Annotated in this window: 22 protein-coding genes and 4 tRNA genes; 5 read left to right on the top strand and 21 right to left on the bottom strand. The window is 32.4% G+C overall.

Annotated features, from left to right (window positions below):
* Positions 1–1,092: a hypothetical protein gene (locus PLD14_00915; GenBank protein ID HPR79760.1), complete on the top strand. Its 1,092-nt coding sequence runs from the start codon at positions 1–3 to the stop codon at positions 1,090–1,092.
* Here PLD14_00915 and rsmA read toward each other — a convergent pair.
* A complete protein-coding gene (rsmA, locus tag PLD14_00910; protein ID HPR79759.1) occupies positions 1,058–1,861 on the bottom strand; it encodes a 16S rRNA (adenine(1518)-N(6)/adenine(1519)-N(6))-dimethyltransferase RsmA in 804 nt (267 codons plus the stop codon). The two genes, PLD14_00915 and rsmA, sit on opposite strands and share 35 nt — an antisense overlap.
* A gap of 54 nt (positions 1,862–1,915) precedes the next feature.
* A complete protein-coding gene (locus PLD14_00905; protein ID HPR79758.1) occupies positions 1,916–3,169 on the bottom strand; it encodes an ATP-binding protein in 1,254 nt (417 codons plus the stop codon).
* 489 nt (positions 3,170–3,658) lie between these two features.
* Between PLD14_00905 and PLD14_00900 the strand changes: the two genes are divergently transcribed.
* Positions 3,659–4,471, top strand: coding sequence for a M23 family metallopeptidase (locus tag PLD14_00900; protein ID HPR79757.1), 813 nt, complete (start codon positions 3,659–3,661; stop codon positions 4,469–4,471).
* A 50-nt stretch (positions 4,472–4,521) separates the two neighbouring features.
* Here PLD14_00900 and PLD14_00895 read toward each other — a convergent pair whose 3' ends face one another.
* From PLD14_00895 to PLD14_00805, 19 genes are all read right to left on the bottom strand, one after another.
* Positions 4,522–4,914, bottom strand: coding sequence for a TraR/DksA C4-type zinc finger protein (locus PLD14_00895; GenBank protein ID HPR79756.1), 393 nt, complete (start codon positions 4,912–4,914; stop codon positions 4,522–4,524).
* Positions 4,915–5,023: 109 nt separating this feature from the next.
* A complete protein-coding gene (locus PLD14_00890; protein HPR79755.1) occupies positions 5,024–6,496 on the bottom strand; it encodes a hypothetical protein in 1,473 nt (490 codons plus the stop codon).
* A gap of 48 nt (positions 6,497–6,544) precedes the next feature.
* Entirely contained in the window at positions 6,545–8,659 is a 2,115-nt protein-coding gene (locus PLD14_00885) for a polyribonucleotide nucleotidyltransferase (GenBank protein HPR79754.1), read from the bottom strand.
* A 10-nt stretch (positions 8,660–8,669) separates the two neighbouring features.
* Entirely contained in the window at positions 8,670–8,936 is a 267-nt protein-coding gene (gene rpsO, locus PLD14_00880; protein ID HPR79753.1) for a 30S ribosomal protein S15, read from the bottom strand.
* 28 nt (positions 8,937–8,964) lie between these two features.
* Positions 8,965–9,037: transfer RNA gene (locus PLD14_00875), tRNA-Lys, on the bottom strand.
* 3 nt (positions 9,038–9,040) lie between these two features.
* Positions 9,041–9,439 carry a pilin gene (locus PLD14_00870; GenBank protein HPR79752.1) on the bottom strand — a complete coding sequence of 133 codons (399 nt, stop codon included), beginning with the start codon at positions 9,437–9,439 and terminating at the stop codon, positions 9,041–9,043.
* A gap of 64 nt (positions 9,440–9,503) precedes the next feature.
* Positions 9,504–9,575: transfer RNA gene (locus PLD14_00865), tRNA-Arg, on the bottom strand.
* A complete protein-coding gene (locus PLD14_00860) occupies positions 9,576–10,226 on the bottom strand; it encodes a glycerol-3-phosphate acyltransferase (GenBank protein ID HPR79751.1) in 651 nt (216 codons plus the stop codon).
* On the bottom strand, positions 10,219–10,875 hold the full coding sequence (locus PLD14_00855) for a glycerol-3-phosphate acyltransferase (GenBank protein HPR79750.1): 657 nt from the start codon (positions 10,873–10,875) through the stop codon (positions 10,219–10,221). The genes PLD14_00860 and PLD14_00855 overlap by 8 nt, the downstream gene beginning before the upstream one ends.
* 9 nt (positions 10,876–10,884) lie before the next feature.
* Complete coding sequence (locus PLD14_00850) at positions 10,885–11,763, bottom strand: DegV family protein (GenBank protein ID HPR79749.1); 879 nt, start codon at positions 11,761–11,763, stop codon at positions 10,885–10,887.
* 32 nt (positions 11,764–11,795) lie between these two features.
* Positions 11,796–12,680 carry a DegV family protein gene (locus PLD14_00845; GenBank protein ID HPR79748.1) on the bottom strand — a complete coding sequence of 295 codons (885 nt, stop codon included), beginning with the start codon at positions 12,678–12,680 and terminating at the stop codon, positions 11,796–11,798.
* Positions 12,680–13,579 (bottom strand): prepilin-type N-terminal cleavage/methylation domain-containing protein, encoded by a 900-nt coding sequence (locus tag PLD14_00840; GenBank protein HPR79747.1) that lies wholly within the window; start codon positions 13,577–13,579, stop codon positions 12,680–12,682. Before PLD14_00840 ends, PLD14_00845 begins: the two co-directional genes overlap by 1 nt.
* Before the next feature lie 34 nt (positions 13,580–13,613).
* A complete protein-coding gene (locus PLD14_00835; protein HPR79746.1) occupies positions 13,614–15,395 on the bottom strand; it encodes a DegV family protein in 1,782 nt (593 codons plus the stop codon).
* Between the two features lie 31 nt (positions 15,396–15,426).
* Entirely contained in the window at positions 15,427–16,077 is a 651-nt protein-coding gene (locus tag PLD14_00830) for a hypothetical protein (GenBank protein HPR79745.1), read from the bottom strand.
* A gap of 38 nt (positions 16,078–16,115) precedes the next feature.
* Positions 16,116–16,676: a CDP-archaeol synthase gene (locus PLD14_00825; protein HPR79744.1), complete on the bottom strand. Its 561-nt coding sequence runs from the start codon at positions 16,674–16,676 to the stop codon at positions 16,116–16,118.
* 36 nt (positions 16,677–16,712) lie between these two features.
* Positions 16,713–17,312 carry a glycerol-3-phosphate 1-O-acyltransferase PlsY gene (gene plsY, locus PLD14_00820; protein HPR79743.1) on the bottom strand — a complete coding sequence of 200 codons (600 nt, stop codon included), beginning with the start codon at positions 17,310–17,312 and terminating at the stop codon, positions 16,713–16,715.
* A gap of 24 nt (positions 17,313–17,336) precedes the next feature.
* A tRNA-Pro gene (locus PLD14_00815) sits at positions 17,337–17,407 on the bottom strand.
* 242 nt (positions 17,408–17,649) lie between these two features.
* Positions 17,650–17,720 (bottom strand) — tRNA-Ala (locus tag PLD14_00810).
* A 49-nt stretch (positions 17,721–17,769) separates the two neighbouring features.
* Positions 17,770–19,263 (bottom strand): HD domain-containing protein, encoded by a 1,494-nt coding sequence (locus PLD14_00805; GenBank protein HPR79742.1) that lies wholly within the window; start codon positions 19,261–19,263, stop codon positions 17,770–17,772.
* Positions 19,264–19,409: 146 nt separating this feature from the next.
* Between PLD14_00805 and nusA the strand changes: the two genes are divergently transcribed.
* From nusA to clpP, 3 genes are read left to right on the top strand one after another with little or no spacing between them, the layout of a single operon-like run.
* Positions 19,410–20,666, top strand: a complete 1,257-nt coding sequence (gene nusA / locus PLD14_00800; protein HPR79741.1) for a transcription termination factor NusA — start codon at positions 19,410–19,412, stop codon at positions 20,664–20,666.
* A gap of 14 nt (positions 20,667–20,680) precedes the next feature.
* Entirely contained in the window at positions 20,681–21,922 is a 1,242-nt protein-coding gene (gene tig / locus PLD14_00795) for a trigger factor (protein HPR79740.1), read from the top strand.
* Between the two features lie 4 nt (positions 21,923–21,926).
* Positions 21,927–22,508 (top strand): ATP-dependent Clp endopeptidase proteolytic subunit ClpP, encoded by a 582-nt coding sequence (gene clpP / locus PLD14_00790; protein ID HPR79739.1) that lies wholly within the window; start codon positions 21,927–21,929, stop codon positions 22,506–22,508.
* Positions 22,509–22,555: the final 47 nt, after the last annotated feature.

Raw genomic sequence — 22,555 nt, 5'->3', positions numbered from 1 at the left:
ATGAAAAAAATAAAAATTACAATTTTATTCCTCTTTTTTGGAATGTTAATCTCCTTCCCTGTTTTTGCGGCAACACAATATCCAACGATTGCCGGAATTGATATTAATGAAAATACTACCGCAGCTCAATTTGTTGTTTACTTTTTTAATTTAGCTATTGCTGCGGGAGCCTTTATTGCTGGAGCAGTTTTATGTATGGCTGGAATTGAATATGTCTCTGCTCGCGGAGAACCAGCAAAATTAGAAAGTGCTAGGAATAAAATAAAAAATACTTTTTTAGGGTTAACAATATTGCTTGCCTCTTTTATGATTTTAAATATCATTAATCCTCAATTAACAAGCATTAAAATTGATCAATTAGAAAAGACCCCTGAAACGAAAGTAGTTATTCCTGAAGCATCAGGAGTCTATCTTTACGACTCTCCTGACTATGTTTCAAGTGAAAATGAAAAACCAGTAAGAGTTACGGAAACAATGGCTAGTTTTAGCAATATTAATTTTAACAATAAAGCGGAATCGATCAGATTTAATAATCCTTCTGGATTTCAATTCGGAGCAGTTCTCTTCGCTGCTTTAAAAAACAGTGACAAGGGTTCAGGTGCAGACCTAAGGGGAGATTGTTCATATACACTTAGTGATATTCCTGATTTGAGTATTGCCAATGATAAGGAAAATAGTCCTCCTATTGGTAAAGATAATCTTGCTTCAATTCTTATCTTTAAAACTAATGGAGACGCAGGTGATATCACAATTTACAATACTATTGATTGTAAATATAGACCAGATAATTACAGTGTTCAGTGCAAAGAAAATAATAAGTGCATTATTAAAGGTGGAAGCGGATTTAAGAATCTTTCAGAAGCTTGTCCGGATTTTGTAGGAGAAATTACGTCAATTCAGTCTGGAGCTAATGTTGGAATATTGCTTAAAGCAGCGGCAGCAAATGGATCTGGAAGATGTCAGTTTATTAAAAAAACCAATGCTGGTTGCATTAATGTCCCACAATATAGTTACGTTTATAAAATGAACGACAAAGAATGTAGTCCTACAGTTACTCCTAAATCTTTTGTAATTTTTTCTTTAGTAAAGTAAATAAAGAATCCCATTGAGGCAAAGAAAGTACTTCTGCCCTTTCCCCTGGCTTCAGGTTATTATCTGCTAGCCATTTTTTTATTATCTCTTTATCTATCTTTAATTGATTATGCAAATTACCAATCAATTGTTTTCGGGGATGAGAAAATCCCGCTTTAATTAATTTAAAGAATTCATCATTTTTATCAATTCCTTTAGGAGTGATACGGATAAAAACACTATCTATCTTAGGAGAAGGATAGAAACAACCTCTAGGGACAGTAAATAGTATTTTAGGGTTAGCATAATATTGAACAGCAATAGATAAGATAGACATGTCTCCTGGCTTAGCACAAATACGCTCCCCTACTTCCTTTTGAATCATCAAAAAGATGTCTTTAGGTGGATTTTTGATTTCTAATAAATTTCTAATTAAAACAGAAGTTAAGTAGTAAGGAATATTGGCAACAATTTTGTAATTTTTAATTTTAACGTTTAATTTGTCGTTAATAAACAATCTAAGGATATCTTCATTAATAATCTTTACGTTTTTAATATTTTCTTCCTTAATTGTTTGATTTAAAGCTATAACCATTTCCTGGTCTTTTTCTATACAAAAAACAGTTTTGGCAATTTTAGCCATTTCGAGGGTTATGGCACCTAGTCCAGGACCTATTTCTAGAACAATATCATTAGGAGAAAGATTAATAGAAGCCATAATCTTCCTAATTTGGTTTTTGTCTTTTAATAAGTTTTGGCCTAGTCCTTTTTTGAGTCTTACGGTGTTCATTAATTAATATATTATTACCTATCTAGTTATTTAACAGATTTGAATAAAATAAATCTATATTGAGCCTGTTTTAAGTAAATCATAATAAGGTAAAAATTTTACATTTGTATTTCCTATTTTTTTATTAGCCCTAAGTGACAAATTAACTATCCATGCTTCTTTAGGGTCATATTTTTCAATAAAACTTATTAATGATTTTTCAATGTCCGGATTTTTAATATCTGAATATTTTACTTCTATTGGAATAATTTCATTACCTTTGTTTATGATAAAGTCAACTTCAGAACCTGACAGTGTTCTCCAAAAATTTATTGTTGCTGCCGTCCCCTCAGTTTTTTCTCTCAAAACATTAAAGATGAAGTTTTGGAAAATTAAGCCAAATTTTTCAGGACTATCTATCTTCCCCATCATATCTATTGAGAAATTCCTTAATCCAAGATCTAGGAAATAAACTAAAGGAGATTTAGTGATTTCTTTTTGTTTATTTAGGAAATAAGGAAAAGATAACTCGACGAGGAAAGTTTTTTCAGCATACCATAAATATTTTTTAAGAGGTTCAAAAGTTAGTCCTACTTGCTTTCCTAGCGTTGAATAATTTAATATTTGTCCAGTTTGACTTGAAAGTATTTTAGTCATTAAAGAAAAAGCTTCTGGCCTATCAATATTTAAAAGGCTCAATAAGTCTTTTTCTATGCAGCTATGGAAAATATCGTCCATTATTTTGTTTTTTTCAGAACGTTCTTTTTCTAGTATAATCTTGGGGTATCCTCCAAAATTAAGATATTCCTCTAAAAACATTTTTGATTTTTTAGGCTCGACATCAAAATATTCGTCAATTCTATCTTCGTATTTGTAGTTAGTTTTGAAATTTATCAATTCTTTTAAATTTATTGGGCGCAAGAGAAACATTCTTTTTCTTCCAGCCAATGATTCGGTTATTTTTTCCTTTAACTCTAAACTTCCCGAACCAGAAACAATAAATTTATATGATAAATTTCTATCATAAATGCCTTTAAGAAATAATCCAGCATTTTCTTTTCTTTGAATTTCATCGATAAAAACGTATCCTTTGTTCCCTATTTCGAATTCTATTTTTTTTATTAAATTTTCCTGCGAATCGAATAGTTTTTTATCTGAATCGTAGTCAAGGTTGAAAAAGACAGTTTTTTCACCTTTTTCCTCTAAATGCTTTATTAATTCCTCCATTATGGTTGTTTTTCCAACTTGACGAGGACCAACAATTAAAGTAATTTCCTTTTTAGAAAGATGATTTTTTATTTCCTCGAATAGACTTCTTTTAATATTCATATGTGTAATTATATGGTTATTATTGAATTATACATCAGATAAATCTTCAAGTCAAGTTTAATAATTATCAGATAAATCTTCAAGTCAAATTGAGAGAGTATTTGTGGAAAACTTCATTGACATATGGGTGGATAGGTCTAAAATATATAACATATAGGTAGAATTATGAATTGTTAACTTTGTAGGATTTTTAATAGAAACCCTGCAGCTCTGATTATTTCTATTCAAAAAAACATTAAGAAAGTTATAGGCAAAATAGGTAAAAAAAGGTTATTTCTAGCCTTTTTTGTGCTTTTTTGCGTATGGGGCAATATATTCCTTAACCAGGATGCAAATACCTCTAAGACGAGCATTTCTAAGCTTCAGAATAACTTTTTAACCCTTGAATCAGCCTTTCAACCTATTACTAATAACTTAATTTTTGAACAAGGGAAAATTCTATCTGCCTTGCCCTCTCCCCTGTTTGTTTCATCAGAGACTTTAGGGTCTTTGTTTGATGAAGAGACGACTAGCAAAGATATTATTAAACATGTAGTAGAAAAAGGAGAAACTCTTTCTTCTATTGCTGAAGAATATAGTATTTCAACAGAAACCATTCTCTTGGCTAACGAATTGGATAGTACCAAAATCCAACCTGGCCAAGAGCTTTTAATTTTACCAGTCAACGGTATTATTCATATGGTAGAGAAAGGAGAAACGATAGATAGAATTGCTAAGACATATGGTGTCCAAAAAGATGATATCATTAGCTACAATGATTTATCTTCTTCTGGAGATGTATATATTGGAGATGTTTTAATTATTCCTAATGGAAAAATGCCAAAACAAACTACTCCGACAACAAATACGACAACTCAGAACTATGCCCAGGTTGTTTTACCTAATTCATATTTTATCGTTCCGACCATTGGAACGGTTACACAAGGAGCTCACTATTCATATAGTTCAAATGGAAAAGCATCATATACAGCTATTGATATTTCTAATGCTATTGGAACCCCAATTGTAGCTGCTGCTGGAGGACAAATACAAATCGCTAAGAATAAATGGCCTTATGGAAACTATATTACAATTCTTCATCCTAATGGAGTTGTGACTTTATATGCTCATTTAAGTTTCTTTGCTAGAGGAATAGAGTCAGGAGTTACTGTTTCTCAAGGTCAAGTTATTGGATATATGGGAAATACTGGTAATGTCGTTAGGGGCATTGGCGGAACAGGATCTCATTTGCATTTTGAAACTAGAGGATCGTCTAACCCACTATTAGCTGTATACGGAAGAGGTAGTAAAATTTCTTACTAAATTAATTAATCCGAATAATAATTCGGTTTTTTGATATAAGAAAAGAAGGGCTATTCCCCTTCTTTTTTACATTCATTACATTTACATTTGCAAGTATTACAGGTTTTAGCTTCAGGTAAAGCAATTAATCGCTCTTCTGGTATTTCGCATTCACAATCTGGGCATCCACAGTTCTCACATTTGCCGTATGTCCCCTGTTCTATTCTTTCTAGAGCTGCATTAACATCTTTTAAGCTTTCTTCTAGAGAGTGTTCAACTGGTAAAAGATTTTCATATTCCTCTACTTCATCAACCTTATCTTCAGGAGTGTCGGTTAATTGAGGATAAGCTGTTTGCCAGTTATCCTTACTTGTTTTACTGGCAAAAGTTCTTAATTGTTCCTCTAAATCTTTCTTCTTTCCTTCTAGGTCGTTCTTTCTTTGAGCTATAAATTCTGGTGTCATATTATATTTAATATTTTAATAATGGCTAAAACTATCAAGAGAAATATTATTACTATTATCGCTCGTACTAATAGCTTAGAATTCCTGGTTTGTTTTTTGGCCATGCTTGTTATTTTATCTTTTCTTCAATACTTAGTAGTTCGTCCTTGATTTGTTTAATCTGGGAAGAAATTTCCTGATATTTTTCTTTGATGATTTTTCTATTTTCTTCAAAGTCTCTTACCTTATCTTCTATTTCCCAACGATCTTTTTCAAGACTTCTTCTTTTCTCTTCAGCAGTTTTTCTTCTCATTTCAATATCTCTCAATATTATTTCATCAGTTGTTTCATTTTGTCTTCTTTCTAGGATTTTAATTTCATCTTCAATTGCTTTTTCTTTTAATCCAATATCTGACAATCCCTTGTCTGATTTATCTCTTTGTTTAGTATTTTCAAACATTTCTTTCTTTATATCTTCAACAGATTTGTTTAACGGTTCTAGTCTTTCTTCTAAATCTTTCTTTGTTTGTCCAAGAATAATTCTATTTTTATCTCTTTTTAAGACTTCTAACTGTAGAAGGGTGTCTTTTTCTTTAGCCATTACTTTCTCAGCATTCAAATCACACTCTCTTATCTGCAACTTTAATGATTTTATCTCGTCTTCTTTATTGTATTTTTCTTGTTCAATATTATTTCTTTCGTCTTCTACCTTCCACCTTTCTTTTTCAATGACTCTTTTTTCTTCAGGTGTATTAGCAATAGCTTCTTTTTCTTCTAAATCTTTCTTTATTTCATCTATCCTGGTTTTCTTTTCAAGAACTAATTCTAATTTCTTTTTGATGTTGCCTATTTCATCTTCAATCTCTTTTTTTCTTTCTTCAAATGGAGCTTTTTCTTTATTAACATCCTTTAAAGCTTCTTCAAGTATAAGGGTTTCTTCAGATATTTTAGCTAGTCTTTCTTCGTCTTCATTAATAATGTTTATCTCTTCTTTTTTTTCTTTTGCTTCTTCTAGTCCTAGTTCTTCGGCACTTGGTATTCTTTCAGCTTCTTCTAGTCCCAGTTCTCTTGCGCTAGGAATTTTTTCTGACATATTTAATTCAAGCTCTTTGATGTCAGGAGTTGGTTCTTCAACTGGCAAAGTTACAGGAATTTCTTCTTGTGGTTTTTCTATTTCGGGTTCTGGCTCTGAAACAGGTTCGGGCTCAGGAATTTGTGGTTCAGGTTCAGGAGGATTCATAAAGGTAACAGGTACCTCTTCGGGTTTTTCTGTATTTTCTTCGGGATAAATTTCTTCTTGTAAAACTTTTTGTTTTATATTATCCTCACTTTTATTTGTTGAAAGGGCTAATTCGTAAGCAAGATCTTCTGCTTTTTTAGTTTCTTCCTCTACAGAAAGAGGACCTTTTTCGGGCGTTGTTTCTGCGTTTTCTGGTTCTAGTAAATTAGGCTCTGAAGGAATTGCTTCTTCTTTTTCTGCAATAAAGCTTTGGTTTATTTCTTCAATTTCATTACCTTTAGGATAAACAGGTATTCCCTCAGCTTCTTTAATGTCCTTTAGCATTGTCCTAATTTTTTCTTTGTCTAAAAAAATTGCCTGCATGTAGGATTTACTGATTTAAAATTAAAAGGCGAACTAACTTTTATAAAATTATTTCCTCGCCTCTTTTAATGATAGATTAATTCTACCCTGTTCGTCAATAGAGATAACTTTTACAGGAACGATGTCTCCAATCTTAACGATATCAGTTACCTTATTTACTCTTTCTTTGGCTAGTTGAGAAATATGAATCATGCCTTCTTGTCCAGGAAGAATTTCAGCGAAGGCGCCGAATTCAAGAATTCTTTTTATTTTTCCTTGATATATATCCCCCACTATAACTTCTTTAGTTAAATTTTTAATCCATTCAATAGCTTTTTGTGCTGAAGCTTCATTTTCTGCTGTGACGAAAACTTCACCGGTTTCTTCAATATCAATTAAAACTCCACATTCATCAATAATTTCATTAATGATTTTTCCTCCAGTTCCAATAACCTCTCCAATTTGGTCTGGTCTAATTTTAATAGTATATATTCTTGGAGCATTAGGAGATAGTTCCTTTCTTGGTTCAGGAATCGTTTCCAACATTTTGGCTAAAATTTGCATTCTGGCCTTTTTAGATTGTTCCAAGGCATTTTTCATTATTTTCACGGTTATTCCCCTAACTTTAATATCCATTTGTAAAGCAGTGATTCCGTTTTTAGTTCCTGTAGCCTTAAAGTCCATGTCTCCATAATGATCTTCTTCTCCTTGAACATCAGTTAAAACAAGATAATTCTTGTCTTCAGTGCTTTTTTGATCGTTCATTTCCATCATTAATCCCATTGCAATTCCTGAAACAGGATTTTTAATTGGAACTCCGCCATCCATTAAAGCTAAACAAGCAGCGCAAGTTGAAGCCATTGATGAAGAACCGTTAGAACACAAAACCTCAGAAACAACTCTGATTGTATAAGGGAAATTTTCAGCATCAGGAATCATTGAACGCAAAGCTTTTTCTCCAAGCATTCCGTGTCCAATTTCTCTTCTTCCTGGTCCCCTTAATGGTCCAGTCTCTCCAACGCATGATGGTGGGAAGTTATAGTGATGCATAAATCTTTTTTTGCCGTTTAATTCCATCTCTTCAAATATCTTTTGATCGCCAGGACCACCCAAGGTTAAGAATGATAGAACTTTTGTTTCTCCACGGCAGAATAATCCAGTTCCATGAACTCTAGGAATGACATTAACGTCGCAGCTTAATTCTCTGATTTGGTCAGAATTTCTTCCGTCAAAACGAATTCCTTTTTCAATTATTTTTTCGTGAACAAGTCTTTCGGTTTCTTTTTCGAAGAAAGAAAATCCACAACGAGTTTTTTCCGCGTCTTCATGTTTTTTCAACAATTCTCCCAATTCTTCTCTAATAATATGAAGATCGTCAATTGAATCTTTTTTTAAGATGTTTTCAATTCTATTTCCTAAAAGTTCTTTAACTTCTTTTTCTATCTCTTCGTCTCTTCCCTTCTCTTCTAGTTTTATTTTTTCTTTTCCTATTTTTTTAGCAATTTCTTCTTCAAAATTAAGAATGTCTTCATGATATTTTTTAGCTAATTCAACAGCTTTCAGAATATCTTCCTCGGGAACTTCTTTCATTCCAGCTTCAATCATATTAATCAAAATTTCTTTTTTTGATTCTGATTTTAAACCTGATAATAATAAATCCATATTGCCAGATTCTCTTTCGGCAAAGGTTGGGAAAGCAACCATTTTACCATCTCTCATCCCTATTCTTACGGGAGCAACTGGTCCATCCCAAGGAATATCTGAAGCCGAAAGTACTATTGAAGCAGCGATTAGTCCTAAGCTGGCCAAATCGCTTTCTTTATCCCAAGAAAGACAAGTAATAATAATTTGTACTTCTCTTTTGAAGTCTGCTGGAAATAATGGTCTTACTGCCCTATCAATTAATCTTGAAGTTAAGATGGATTGTTCACTTGGTCTTCCCTCTCTTTTCATAAACCTTGAACCAAATATTTTTCCTATTGCGTAGAATCTTTCTTCATAAGCTACAGTTAAAGGAAAAAAATCGATTCCCTCGATTTCTTTTTTGCTCATTACGGCAGTGGCCATAAGACAGGTTTCTCCAAATTTTATAAAAACAGAACTATTTGTTCTCTCTGCTAGATTTTTAAATTCTACCTCTAAAAATTTATCGTCAATTTTAAGTTTAAAAGATTCATTCTTCATATTTTAACACCTAGGCTTTTAATCCAATCTTTTTGGTTAATTCCCTGTATGAATCTTCACTTGTTCTTTCGAGGAATTTCAAAAGCTTTCTTCTCTTGGCAACCATTTTTAATAAGCCTCTTTTTGAACTGACATCTTTTTTGTGCTTTTTCAAATGTTCAAGAAGTCTTTGAATTTCTTCTGAAATTAAAGCAACCTGAACTTCAGCAGAGCCAGTGTCGGTTTCATTTATCTTATTGTCACTAACGATTTTTGTTTTTTCTTCTGTTGTTAACATATTTTTATCTTTACTATATATTTTTCTGTGCCCCGTAGAGGGCTCGAACCCCTGACCTTGAAGTTAAGAGCTTCCTGCTCTACCAACTGAGCTAACGGGGCAAACTACTTTTTATCAAAAAATTGAAATACATCACTCCCTGCTTTTGCACCCAATGCAGTTATAAAGCCCGTAACGATTGCCCAAGCACCATAAACAACTATCAATCCAAGAACTATCCAGATTAAAGTTTTTTTAGCTTGTTCAAGCTTTGCTGGATCTCCTGAAGAAGTCATTAGGTTGATTGCCGCAATAACGATTGTAATTACGGCAATAGGAGGAACAATATCAAAGATAACGAAACTAATAACAGTATTTATCATTGCCATAAGATCGCCAAAAGTGCAAGCAGCTTGTCCGTCATTTCCACAACTAACTAATGCTGCTGAAACTGGTGTAAAATTCAAAAACAAAAAAAACAATATTGAAGCAAAGAATGGTCTTTTTAGCTTTGTTTTAAACATGTTCATCGGCTTTGTTATGTGTCTGGAGTATATCCTGTTTTTTAAAAAAAATCAAGGCGGTCTGTGCCCCCGGCAAGATTCGAACTCGCACCACTGGTTCCGAAGACCAGCACTCTATCCGTTGAGCTACGGGGGCTTAGTTTTTCTTTTTAATTTTTAGCCTAATTGGAGGAACTGTGTCTTGATCAAAGATTAGTCGATTTTCTAGCAATTCTTTGTAATTTGGATTATTTTGTAGTTCTTTTATTGGACTTAATCTTTTAATTAAGACTGGAATTAGAGAAATAAACATTAACAATCCAGCCATTTCATACTCCCTAAAGGTGACACAGAAGATAATGGCGGTTAAGAAGGATAAAAGGGTTCCCACCGAGGCTGTCCAGATTATAGTAAAGATTATGCAAGGAATCAAGGCAATAATTAAAACTAAAGGAGAAATAGCGAAGAGAGCTCCAATTAAAGCTGCTAATCCTCTTCCGCCTTTAAAACCAAGAAAGCAAGACCAGTTATGACCGATAACTGCTAATACTCCGCAGAAAACTTGGAATAATAAGGAAAGACCAAAATATTGGGCAAGATAAACAGCTAGAAATCCTTTTAAAACATCAAAAACAAAAGTAAAAATTCCTTGCCATAAGCCAACATTTTTAAAAACATTAGAGCCAGAATTCTTTTTCCATCCTATTTCTAATAGATTTTTTTTAGTTGTAAATTTAGTAATTAGGTACCCAAAAGGAATAGAACCCAATACATAAGCAACAATTAAAATTATAATTTCTTTAAACATTTTTCTTTTTAATTTGTTCTATGACCCTATCCTTATGAGAAATAATAATAAGAATTGTTCCGAACAACACTGGATAGAGTAATGTTGGCGCAGCTATAGAAATCCACCAGACTGCATATATCTCTCCTATCAATCTCCCGACTATTTGATCAGAAATAGATTTTTTAATAAATTTATTATCAATTTTTCCTCCTAAGAAAATTTCAAAAAGCATCATAAAGCAAAGAACAGTGATTAACCAACCAATGAATATCTTCCAATTTAGGAATAATAATACTCCTAGTAATGATGCTGCTCCTCTACCTCCTTTAAAATTAAGAATTATTGGATAGTTATGTCCTAAAATAGAGAAGAATGTTCCTAATGTTATTGCTAGAGTTAGATTTTCAGGAAGGAAGTGCATTGCTAATATAACAGCTAAGACTGATTTGCTAGCATCTAATAAAAATACAATCAGGAAAGAAATTAATCCAATCAATTTCCCCTTTTCATGAGAAACAATTCTTAAGGTGTTCAAGGCTCCAGTATTTTTAGAGCCAAAAGTCCTCATATCTTTATTGAGGAACAATTTAACATAAATTAAAGCAAAAGGAATAGAACCTAAAAGATAAGCAATTAAAGAAATTAAAATGTAATTAATGTTTATCATACTTTGATGTTAATTTTCTATTGAGCAGCACATTACTGTTCCTGGACCAACATGGCAACCAATAACCATGCTTGTTAAGCTTATAAATTCAATATTAATTTGTGGGTATTTATCCTCAATCAAGGTTCTTAATTTTTGAGCTGTTTCAAGGTTGTCAGCATGAGAAATAGCTACTTGGCAAGTTTTATTTTCGGAAAAAGGTTTTTTAGTAACATCTTCAAATTGTCTAAATAAAGCATCAGCCGTATCATTGGCTTTCATTTTTAAATTAGCTGGTTTAATTACTCCGTCTTTCATAGATAAAATAGGTCTCATTCCTATTTTTTGCATTTGAGATAGAATAACAGACATGGCGTGATTTATTCTTCCTCCTGCTTCAAGCCATCTCGGACTTTCAAGCATTGCGAAAAGAAATATTTTAGGAACCATTGTTTCTAATTCTTTAATTATTTCTTCTCCTGATTTTTCTTGTTCTGCCATTTTTGCAGCTTTTATCGCTAAAAGACTTTCACTTAAGTCAGCATTAAGAGAATTGAGAATGAAGATCTTCTTTTGAGTCTCTTCGTCGAACATTTTTTTAGCCTGCACGGCTGAATTATATGTTCCAGAAATTTCTGAACTAATGGTAATAGCAATCACACTTTCAGCATCTTTTAGTCCTTCTTCAAAAGCTTTTTTAAATATTCCCATAGATGGCTGAGATGTTTTAGGGGTTGTTTTTATCCCCTGCTTTTCAGCCTCTCTCATTTTTTCAAAAATATTGTCTCCATTTAATCTTTCTCCATCTGGCCATTCCATAACAAAAGGAACAACAATTAAACCAAATTTTTTAACATCTTCGTCTCTTAATGATGCGCTATCGCCGATAATGATTGATGCTTTTTTCATAATTTTAAGCTTAATGTTTCTAATAGCTTTGTTTATTGATCCCAAGAAAGAACCAATGTCCCTGGACCTACATGTCCTCCAACAGGAAAACAAAGTAGATTAATAAAAGAAATTTCTGTATTTTTTAAACCTAAAACCATAGTTTTAAGTTTTTCTACTTCTTCCATATTATCAGCATGAGTTATGGCTATTTTAATTTTTTTCCCTGCTTCGCGGGCATTTCTGGTGGTCTTCTCAAATACTTCAAAAAGAGCAACAGACAACTCCTTTACATTCCTTTTTATTGTTACAATATTTAATTTCCCATTTTTAAAATTAAAAATAGGTTTAATATCTATTTTTTCTGCTTGATTTATAATAATGTTTCCAATAGTAGGAAATCTTCCTGAAGCTTCAAGCCATCTAGAGTTTTTATACATTGCTACCATATTAACATTAGGTATTTCTTTTGTAAGATTAGAAATAATATCAGGAATATCCATTTTTTCTTTAGCCAAAGAAATTGCTTTGAGCACAATTAATCCTTCACATCCAGTTCCTCTTAAAGAATCAAAAATATGAATCTTATCTTGCAGTTCCTTTTCTAGGAATTTTTTGGCTTGCATGGCTGAGTTGTACGCTCCTGATATTTTTGAAGAAAACGTGATACACAAAATTTCTTCAAATTTTTCAAGTTTTTCTTTAAAAACAGAAAGAAAATCATTAATTGAGGGCTGAGATGTTTTGACTAATAGGTTTTTAATACCTCTTCTTTCCCCTTCTCTTATCTTTTGGTAAATATTGCCTGGTATTTCTGATAGTTCTTGAGGGTCTAGCTTATACCTTACGACGCCAATATTATTTTCATTAACTATTTCTTCTGGAAGATCACAAACCTCATCAGTCACGAAGCCTATTTTTTCTTTTTCAGTATCCATTACTTGTTTAAGCTAAGAGTGCTTATTCTTTGAGAATATTCGTCAGCTGATATTTTTCCACTGGCTAACAAATTATTTAATCCAGCGTAGTATAGTTCTTTAATTTGAGACGTTGGAATGGGTCCGTTAAACAGCCAAGCATTATCTATTGATCCATTGAAAAGATTTGCTGCTGAATTATTAGACATATCACAACCTATTGATATGGGAGCGTATCCTGATCCTCCGTTTGCATTTAGACTAGCTACAGCTCCGTCGGCAGTTTTTGTTACAGCAACAGAAGTTCCATCAATGTATAAAGTTAGTGCTCCACCGCCAACAGTCCAAGAAAAACCAACTAAATGCCAAGTATTATCAAATGCTACATCATTAGTAGAGTAATAATTTTTGGTAGTAGCTTGAGTAGTAGTATCTGCTAATATTACGCGCAATAAATTACCATTAGTTGCTATTTTCCATGCTTCTTTATATGAAGCATTTGAGTCCCAATTAGCAAAAACAGTGTTTCCTGCTTGAGAAGCTCCTTTAACCCAAACCATTGCGGTCATACCATTGGTAAGAATAGAATATTGTCCTGCCGTGTTTGCAGTTAGTATGTAGTCACCTCCATCAAAACTATAGCAAGTATTTTGTGCGCAATCTGTTGTGTTTGATGTCGCCCCGGTTACTGTTCCTGTGATATGATTCCAAGTATCATCACCAGTAGCATCAAGAGACCAATTTCCTTTAACGTTTGACATTAAAGCGCTTCTTAAAGAATTGCTATAAACTTGAGATTTAGCGATTCTTGCCTTAGCAGTAGATCCATTCATTGCAAGCACAATCATTCCGGAAAGAATTCCGATGATTGCAATTACGACCAATAACTCAATTAACGTAAAAGCTTTTCTTTTGATCATATAATTTTTATTATTATATTATTTATTATATATATTATTTCACAATCCAGCCGATAAGTAAACTCTCTGGACAAGCATTAATACTCGTAACTGGATCGGTAACATTAATAAATGATATATCAGTCTTTTTAATAGTCTTCATTTTAGTTTTTAATTCTTCGGCTTGAGGAGAATTATCTCCATGAGTAATAACCATTCTTATTCTCTTCCCTTCTCGTATGTCTTTTCTGGATTCTTTTTCTATTTTACTAAATAATGCAGCAGCAAAATTTTTAGTTCTTAATGTTTCCATAGGAATAATTTTCCCATTTTTCATTTCTCCTAAAGCATATCGAACCTCTTGTTTTTTACTAAACCAGAAAGGCTTTGCTTTTTCTTTATTCCACCAGTCTGATTTTTCGATTATGCAATAAAGCTTAACGTTCTCTATGGTCTTTTCGATTTTTTTTAAGATTTCTTTTATTTTTCTTTGTTCAGCCACCATTTCTATAGCTTCAAGAACAACAATTGATTGTCCAGCACTGATGTTTTTTGAATCAATTACGAAAATATGCTCTCTTTCGTTGAGATTTAACATGTTTCTACCCTTTATAGCTGCTTCATAATTATCTGAAAGTTTGGAAGAAGAAACAATACACAAAACATCATCAAATTTTTGCAGTTGGGTTTTGTATGATTCCATGAAGAATTCAGGAGTGATTGGTTCTATTTTAGGTTGAGAAACTATTCCTTGCTTTTTAGCTTCTTTTATTCTTTGGCAGATATTATCTCCAGGGATACTCTCTCCTTCTGGCCAAGTAATTCTTAGGGGTATAACCTCTATTCCATAATGATTAACGATTTTTGAACTTAATCCTGATCTTTCATCAACAATAATTCCGATAGAAACGTTTTCAACGGACTTTTCTCCAGTTACTTCTTTAGCCATATCTTCAATCCTTAGATTTTCAATAACTCCCAAGCTTTTTATAAGATTTCTAACTTCATATGGATCGTCAGTATGTATGTGAATTTTAGTTCTTTCCCCTATTTGAATAACATCAAGGCAGTTTCCTAAGTGATGCAGTTTTTCTTTAATTTGTTTTTCGGTATAGTCGCCATCATCAAGCAAAGCTACTACTTCATATCGATTTGATAGTATTTGAACAAATCTTCTTGTTCCTACATTTTCTTTTTCAAATGACTTAATAGTAAATGGTTCTGCTTGCTCTTGTAATGTATCTAAGTATGTTTCAAGAATCATTAAAAAACCTAATCCTCCAGCGTCAACTACTCCAGCTTTTTTAAGTAGCTCCATCTTATTAGGAGTATCCAGTAAAGCTTCATTAGCTTTAATTAAGGCGTAATGGAAGATTTTAACAATATCATTTTCCTTGTTAGATTTTTCTTTTACTTCTAAGGCGAAAGCCTTAATAACATCAAGCATTGTTCCCTCTTTAGGGTTTTGAATAGAATCTTTAGCTCTTTCGTATCCTTTTTCTAAAGCTTCTCCTAGTATTATTCCATTAACTGTTGCTTCCTTAGCAATATATGGAAAGAATCCGGCTAAAAAACCAGTATAGATTATTCCCGTATTACCTTGTGCAGCAGTTAAGGCACCATCTAAAACTTTAGCTGATAGTTCTTCAATACTATTGAAGTCTATATTTTCGATACAGTTTTTAATCCCCCTTAATGTGGCGGCTAAATTATTTCCTGTATCTTGATCTGGTACAGGGAAAACATTGATTTTATTGATTTGTTCCTTGTCTCTTTCTATTCTTTCACAAGAAAACAAGATCATCTTCTTTAATTCGTTTTGTGATATTTCTTGCATAATAAAAAAGAATATACTATATAGTAAATTCTTATTTTACTCGATCTTCTATGTCTTCTAATATTCTTTTAGCCATGTCTTTGCCTCCAATTCCAAAAGCTAAGCCTAGAGAAACAACTATTAAGGCAATGGCTCCAATGAAGATGGCTAGAATAAGTGTTTGGACTATCTGTAATTGATACAAAATGGCTAGGATAGCTAAAATCCAAGCTCCTGACGAAATAATATCTCCTAAAAAATTAGAATAGGTTATTTTTTCCTTTTCTAGGCTTCCAACAACTATTTTTTTGCTAAAATCAGCAACAAATACAGTAGATACGAAGATAATCATTGAAATGAATATATTAGGATAATATTCTACTATTCCACTTATTAATTTTTCTGCAGTCTCTAGATTTAAAACTTCCAAAGAAATAATTAAAAACAGTAAGAAGAAATATATCTCAATTATGATTCCAAAAAACTTAGAAAAATTCATTCTTGTGTCGTATCTGTCAAAAAATCCTTCCCAACCTAAAGATTTAAGAATTTGATTCAATCTTAATTTATCGAAAAATTTAATAGAGAAGATTTTGATTCTGCTAGAAATAATCCAACCGAAAATGATGATAATTAATGCCCAAGTAAAGTCTGGTAAACGAGATAATATTTCCTGATAAAATAGAAAAAATGCTTCTTGCATAATTTTTATATACATTATTTAGATAAATTAATTCTATCTTACCATTTAGCTTTATGCAACCCTAAGTTATACCCAATTCTATTAGAAACAATATGTACGAATAATGTCAATAGGAAAAGAGTTAGCCAAAATAATAAAGGAAGTTTTATAATTGGCTGAAGAAAGAGAAAAGCCCCAAAAACATAATTGGTTTGATCGAAAGGTATGAAAGCAGTGCCTGGTCTTAATTTTAATCTCCTCTTGACAAAAGCAAAAAATATGTCACCAAATACTATTCCTATTGACAATAATAGTCCCAATAACCAACTATTTATTAAATGAATATTAAGTCCAATGTTATTATAGATGGATAAATCGTAATAATCATTGATATATACGAGTAATTGAGTTAAAAAAGTACAGGTTATTATTTCGCAAACTAAACCTCTCCATGTTTTGTGACTTCCCAATACTGGCACTCCTTTTATCTCTAATCCCCCATCAATGGGCTTGTTTAAACGATTTAAAATATTAAAAGTATTAGCCAAAGGTGGTATGGCATTAGCAATATACGCTGGAATAAAGAAATATATGCAAGATAGTATATATAGGAAGTTCATCATTTTAATTATATATCAAAAGTTAGTTCCAATCAATCAACCTTTAATGATTCTTTTCTCAGTACCTTCTTTCAATCTCTTAATATTTTCTCTGTGAGCCCAAAATAATATTGGTATATATAGCAATCCAAGAGAAAAATAAGCAATGGAATGAGTAAAAAACCAGAACAATAAAGGAACAAACCAGATAACAATTAAATTAGTTAAACTCATGATTTTTATCAATCTTAAAGCGATAATCCACAATAAAAGGAATATTAATGAATATTTCCATCCTATTATTACGATCATTGAAGCAAAAACACTCGATACAGCTTTTCCTCCCTTAAATTTAAGCCAAAACGGAAAAAGATGTCCAAGCATAGGGGCAATAATTGCCAAACAAACGTACCAATCGTTAGTTAGATATTGTTTTGCAATAATTGCAGGTAAGATAACCTTTAAAACGTCTAATAATCCAACAATGATTGCATATTTAAATCCCAAGACCCTTGAAACATTAGTTGCTCCGATATTACCACTTCCCTGTTTTTGAATGTCAATATTCTTTAATTTAGTAATGATATATCCAAAAGGAATAGAACCGAAAAAATAACCTAAGACGATAAAGACTATCAATAGTATGTTTTGATCCATATATTATTATTAAGCTAATTATAGTCGGGATGCCGGGATTTGAACCCGGATTACAGACTCCCGAAGCCTGCATAATGCCATTATATGACATCCCGATGTGTGTTTCACGTGAAACATTTGTGAGATTTTATTCTGGACATTCTGGACATGATTCTGGACAAACTGTGGACATTCTGGACAAATTGGGGACAATTCTGGACATGATTCTGGACAAACTGTGGACCTGATAAGAATCGGACTTATATTACTACCGTGTGAGGGTAGTGTTCTGCCACTGAACTACAGGTCCCAAGATGTTTCACGTGAAACATTTGAACTTAGAAAGAAGTAAATCTTGTGGACCTGATGAGAATTGAACTCATATCTCTGCAATGCGAATGCAGTATTCTACCGTTGGACTACAGGCCCATACAATGTTTCACGTGAAACATTTGGGATAAGTGTTTCACGTGAAACACTATGCAACCCAGTATTTTTCTTTTGTTTCTTGATCTTCCTTTGTAATCACCTTTTTCTTTTCTTCTTTAGCCTCTTTAGCAAGATTGCTTAGTTCTTCATCATTTAATTTGCCCAAATCCTTTAATCGCTTCTTTAAATATGCTTTTGTGTTATTTTTAGGCTCCTTTAATACATCTTCCAATAATATATCTAATATCATTCCTACTGTAGGTGATGGTTTAATTTTTAGCGTATCCATTACTTCTTGGCCATTAATTTTAAGCATTTTGACAGAAACAGGGTCTTTAGACACTTTTTCTATCATATATTTAAGATGTCTTAACTTATATGGTTCAGCCTTGGGGCAACCAGAACCGATTCGGTCAGCCATTCTTAATTGTAATAGTTCTTCAACGCTCTCTAGGCCAACGTTTTTGATTAATCTTCTGACGGAAGCTTCACCAACTTCATCTACGTTATAGTAAAAGAGGTGATATCTAACTAAATTAGTTATTTTAATGATATCTTTTTTGGAGAATCTTAAACGATCAAGTACTTTTTCAGTTATTTGAGCGCCAATTATTTCATGGTTGTAAAAGGTTGAATTAATTCCTTCACCTCTTTTGGCTCTTGGTTTTCCGATATCGTGCAACAAGGAAGCCATGCGAACATGAAAATTAAAGCCTTTTTTAGCCGAATAATTCAAGCATTCAAGGTTGTGTTTATAGCAATCATAAACATGATGTTTATTTTGACCAACCTCAAAGCCTTCCTCAAGTTCCGGTATTATATAGGTTAATAATCTCTTATTTCTCAATGATTCAATTCCTTGTGCAGCATTTTCGTTATTAATTATTTTAACCAACTCGTCTCTTATCCTTTCTTTGGATATTTTTTGTAATAATGGAGCATTATCTTTAATAGCTTGTTTAGTTTTTTCTTCTATAGTCCATCCTTCGCCTAATGTAGTCTTTAATCTAACTGCTCTCATCATTCTTAAAGCATCTTCAGAAAACCTCTCTTTTGCGGTACCTACAGCACGAATGATTCGATTTTTTAAGTCTTTTTGACCATCGAACAAGTCAATGATTTCAATTTCTGACCTATTTTTGATAGTCATAGCAATAGCATTTACCGTAAAATCTCTTCTTTTCAGATCTTCTTCTATAGTTTTTGACCAGGTAACTTTATCGGGATGCCTATTATCGCTATAAATAGCTTCTTTTCTATAGGTAGTTATTTCAATAATCTCAAAATTATCCTTTTTTTGAAGAAAAGCGACTCCAACCGTACCAAAGTCATTTTCATAGAAGGTTTTGATTTTCAAATCATTGAAAACTTTTTGAATTTCTTCGGGAGTAGCATTAGTGGTGAGATCCCAGTCAGCAGGGGATTTATCTCTTAAAAAATCTCTAGTACAGCCTCCGACAATATAGGCCTCAAAGCCTTGCTTGTGCAGGTTGTCTAGGCAAAAGAAAACTTTTTCAGGAATTATACTTAAATCCTTTTTCATGAGTATATAATATCTTAATTTATTTAACTTGACAACTGCATTTCTTTTGCTAGAATGTAATTAAGAAAAGGTAGTTTTTTGATTGATCGGATTGTTCCGATCTTTTTAATAAATAATTAAGAAAAAAATAATAAACAAAAAAGAATATGGATTTTCAATCATTTTTATCAGCCATATCCCAGATTGCAGATGAGAAGGGCTTGTCACAAGAAAGAGTTTTAGAAACAGTTGAACATGCTTTAGCTTCAGCCTATAAAAAAGAATACGGCAAAAAAGGTCAAGTTATTAAAGCCAAGATTAATTCTAAAGGAGGAAAGATTGAGTTTTGGAGAGTCAGGAATGTTGTTGACGAAACAATGGTATATATTCCTGAAAAAATTGAAGTTGAAGGTGAAGAACCAACTGAACAAGAAGAAATATCAGTTAAAATTAAAGATAGTTATCGACCAACCGAAGCGGAATTAAATACTGAAGAATCAGAAAAAGAAGGTGAAGAACCAGAGAGAAGAGTAAGGTATAATGCCGAGAAGCACATTTTAATAGAAGAAGCTAAAGATATAGATTCAAAATTAAAAGCTGGAGATGAATTAGTTATTCCCTTAGAAACAAAAGAAGATTTTGGAAGAATTGCTGCTCAAACTGCTAAACAGGTTGTTTTGCAGAAGATAAGAGAGGCAGAAAAAGAAGTCGTTTTAGCTGAATACAAATCAAAAGAAGGGGAGATTGTTTCAGGAATTGCTCAAAGAATTGAAGGAATCAATGTCTACTTTGATATTGGTAAATCATTAGGAGTATTACCCAAAGAAGAACAAATCAGAGGTGAATTTTACAAGGAAGGACAAAGATTAAAGCTATATGTTCTACGTGTCGATACTACCCCTAAAGGACCGATTATTTTATTATCTAGAAGTTATCCAAAACTAATTTCTAAGTTATTTGAATTAGAAGTTCCTGAAATATCAGGTGGTCAAATTGAGATTAAATCAATTGCTAGAGAGCCCGGTTCAAGAACTAAGATTGCAGTACTATCTAATGCGGATGGAGTTGATCCGATTGGAGCCATGGTCGGACAAAGGGGAGTAAGAGTGGCAGCGGTAATGTCTGAATTAGGCGGGGAAAAGATTGATATCATTGAATACGACGAAGAACCAACGAAGTTTATCGCCAATGCTTTATCTCCTGCAAAAATCATTAATGTTATTGCTGAAACTAAAAACGTTGCTACCGTTGTTGTACCTAAAGATCAATTATCTTTAGCTATTGGAAAAGATGGACAAAATGTTAGATTAGCTGCCAAATTAACGGGCTGGAAAATCGACGTTAAAAGTGAAGATCAAATTAACGAAAAGAACGAAGAGGAAGAAGAATTAGATATTGACGAAGAAGAATCAACAGCTGAATAATTTTTTTTAAAAAAATGAAATACGAAATTAAAGAAATATCAACAATAAAGAGAATGATTGAGGTTGAAGTAACTTCCGAAGAGTTTGAAAATTACTATACTCAAGCCCTATCAGAAATATCAAAAGGAGTTGAACTTCCTGGTTTTAGAAAAGGAAAAGTTCCTGAAAAAATAGTTGAAGAAAAGGTAAGTCAAGAAGGTGTTCTTAGCGAAGCCTCTGAAGCAGCGGTTAGAGACAATTGGATTAAGATAGTCAAAGAATCAAAAGTAGAAGCAGTGTCGCAACCGAAAGTAGAAATTGTTAAAGTTGCCAGAGGAAACCCCTTTGTTTTTACTGCTGAATTTGAAATACTTCCAGAAATAAAATTGCCTGATTTAAAAAGTATTAAGGTAGAAAAAAAAGAAATAAAAATTGAAGAGAAAGAAATTGAAGATACTCTTAATTGGCTTAGACAATCAAGAGCTAAGACAACTAAGAAAGATGGAGCAGCTGAAAACAATGACTTGGTTGAATTTTCTTTTTCTTGTTTAAATATTGAAAATGATCCTGAGAAAAAAGATAGAATTGTGATTGGAAAAGGTCATTATATCTCTGGAATGGAAGAAGCTTTATTAGGAATGAAAGAAGGAGAACACAAAGATTTTGAAACAGAAAATCCTCAAGATAAAAAAGAAAAATTAGAGATATGCGTTAAGGTTGATTCGGTAAATAAAATGGAGTTACCAGAAATCAATGACGAATGGGTTAAAACTCTAGGTAAATTTACAGATGTTAATTCTTTAAAAGAAGATATTAGAAAAGGAATAATCGAAGAGAAAGAAATTGCCCAAAAACAACAAAGAAGGGAAGAGGCAGTTAAAAAGATTTTAGAAAAAACAAAGTTTGAAGTTCCTCAAGTATTAGTCGAAAGAGAAGTCGGATTTATGATGGACAATATTAAATCAAGAGTTAATTCTGAATTGCAAATCAGCTTAGAAGAATATTTAAAACAAATAAAGAAAACTGAAGAAGAATTAAAAAAAGATTTTGAAAAAATAGCTGAAGAAAGAGTAAAAGGATTCTTGGTCTTGCATCAAATAAGCAAAGATGAGAAAATGGAGATAGGAGAGGAGGAGATAAATCAGAAAATAGAAGAGCTACTTAGTCAATACCCAGACAAAGAAATGGCCAGGAAGAATATGAACATGGAACAAGCAAAAATGTATATAGAAGATGAATTAAAAAGAGAAAGAATATTTAAATTATTTGACTGTTAAAAATATGTTAATACCAACAGTTATAGAAAAAACACAAGCCGGAGAAAGAGCCTATGATATCTATTCAAGACTTTTAAAAGAAAGAATCATTTTTTTGGCTGGAGTAATTGATGATCACGTAGCTAATATTATTGTAGCTCAGCTTTTACACTTGGCATCAAAAGATCCAGACAAAGATATTCAATTATATATTAATAGTCCTGGAGGCTCAGTAACAGCTGGTTTAGCGATTTACGATACAATACAATATATTAAACCAGATGTTTCTACGGTTTCTATTGGAATGTCAGCTTCAATGGGAGCTTTAATTCTTGCTGCTGGAGCAAAAGGAAAGAGATATGCTTTACCTAATTCAGAAATTCTTCTTCATCAAGTAATGGGAGGAGCAAAAGGACAAGCCTCAGAAATAGAAATTACCGCTAAACAGATTTTAAGAATAAAGGAGCAGATGAATAAAATACTAGCGAAACATACAGGGCAATCTTTATCAAAAATTGCTCAAGATACTGATCGAGATTTCTACCTTTCGGCCGAAGAAGCGAAAGCATATGGAGTAGTTGATGAAGTCATCGTTCCCAAGAAATAAAATTTATTGACATTTTGTTTTGATATTGAGATAATAGGAACATAAGA

It is taken from the genome of Candidatus Pacearchaeota archaeon (genome assembly GCA_035404185.1).
Taxonomy (GTDB): domain Bacteria; phylum Patescibacteriota; class Minisyncoccia; order Minisyncoccales; family Minisyncoccaceae; genus UBA2211.
Note: the sequence above shows the minus strand (reverse complement) of the source record. Positions and strands in the feature narration are given on the sequence as shown.

Excerpts from the sequence above, each read along its gene's own strand:
- clpP (HPR79739.1), top strand. The coding sequence starts at position 21,927 with ATGTTAATACCAACAGTTATAGAAAAAACACAAGCCGGAGAAAGAGCC.
- PLD14_00860 (HPR79751.1), bottom strand. The coding sequence starts at position 10,226 with ATGTTTAAAGAAATTATAATTTTAATTGTTGCTTATGTATTGGGTTCT.
- PLD14_00825 (HPR79744.1), bottom strand. The coding sequence starts at position 16,676 with ATGAACTTCCTATATATACTATCTTGCATATATTTCTTTATTCCAGCG.
- plsY (HPR79743.1), bottom strand. The coding sequence starts at position 17,312 with ATGGATCAAAACATACTATTGATAGTCTTTATCGTCTTAGGTTATTTT.
- nusA (HPR79741.1), top strand. The coding sequence starts at position 19,410 with ATGGATTTTCAATCATTTTTATCAGCCATATCCCAGATTGCAGATGAG.
- PLD14_00830 (HPR79745.1), bottom strand. The coding sequence starts at position 16,077 with ATGCAAGAAGCATTTTTTCTATTTTATCAGGAAATATTATCTCGTTTA.
- PLD14_00850 (HPR79749.1), bottom strand. The coding sequence starts at position 11,763 with ATGAAAAAAGCATCAATCATTATCGGCGATAGCGCATCATTAAGAGAC.
- PLD14_00890 (HPR79755.1), bottom strand. The coding sequence starts at position 6,496 with ATGCAGGCAATTTTTTTAGACAAAGAAAAAATTAGGACAATGCTAAAG.
- PLD14_00915 (HPR79760.1), top strand. The coding sequence starts at position 1 with ATGAAAAAAATAAAAATTACAATTTTATTCCTCTTTTTTGGAATGTTA.
- PLD14_00855 (HPR79750.1), bottom strand. The coding sequence starts at position 10,875 with ATGATAAACATTAATTACATTTTAATTTCTTTAATTGCTTATCTTTTA.
- PLD14_00835 (HPR79746.1), bottom strand. The coding sequence starts at position 15,395 with ATGCAAGAAATATCACAAAACGAATTAAAGAAGATGATCTTGTTTTCT.
- PLD14_00905 (HPR79758.1), bottom strand. The coding sequence starts at position 3,169 with ATGAATATTAAAAGAAGTCTATTCGAGGAAATAAAAAATCATCTTTCT.
- PLD14_00885 (HPR79754.1), bottom strand. The coding sequence starts at position 8,659 with ATGAAGAATGAATCTTTTAAACTTAAAATTGACGATAAATTTTTAGAG.
- rsmA (HPR79759.1), bottom strand. The coding sequence starts at position 1,861 with ATGAACACCGTAAGACTCAAAAAAGGACTAGGCCAAAACTTATTAAAA.
- PLD14_00870 (HPR79752.1), bottom strand. The coding sequence starts at position 9,439 with ATGTTTAAAACAAAGCTAAAAAGACCATTCTTTGCTTCAATATTGTTT.
- PLD14_00845 (HPR79748.1), bottom strand. The coding sequence starts at position 12,680 with ATGGATACTGAAAAAGAAAAAATAGGCTTCGTGACTGATGAGGTTTGT.
- tig (HPR79740.1), top strand. The coding sequence starts at position 20,681 with ATGAAATACGAAATTAAAGAAATATCAACAATAAAGAGAATGATTGAG.
- PLD14_00895 (HPR79756.1), bottom strand. The coding sequence starts at position 4,914 with ATGACACCAGAATTTATAGCTCAAAGAAAGAACGACCTAGAAGGAAAG.
- rpsO (HPR79753.1), bottom strand. The coding sequence starts at position 8,936 with ATGTTAACAACAGAAGAAAAAACAAAAATCGTTAGTGACAATAAGATA.
- PLD14_00805 (HPR79742.1), bottom strand. The coding sequence starts at position 19,263 with ATGAAAAAGGATTTAAGTATAATTCCTGAAAAAGTTTTCTTTTGCCTA.
- PLD14_00840 (HPR79747.1), bottom strand. The coding sequence starts at position 13,579 with ATGATCAAAAGAAAAGCTTTTACGTTAATTGAGTTATTGGTCGTAATT.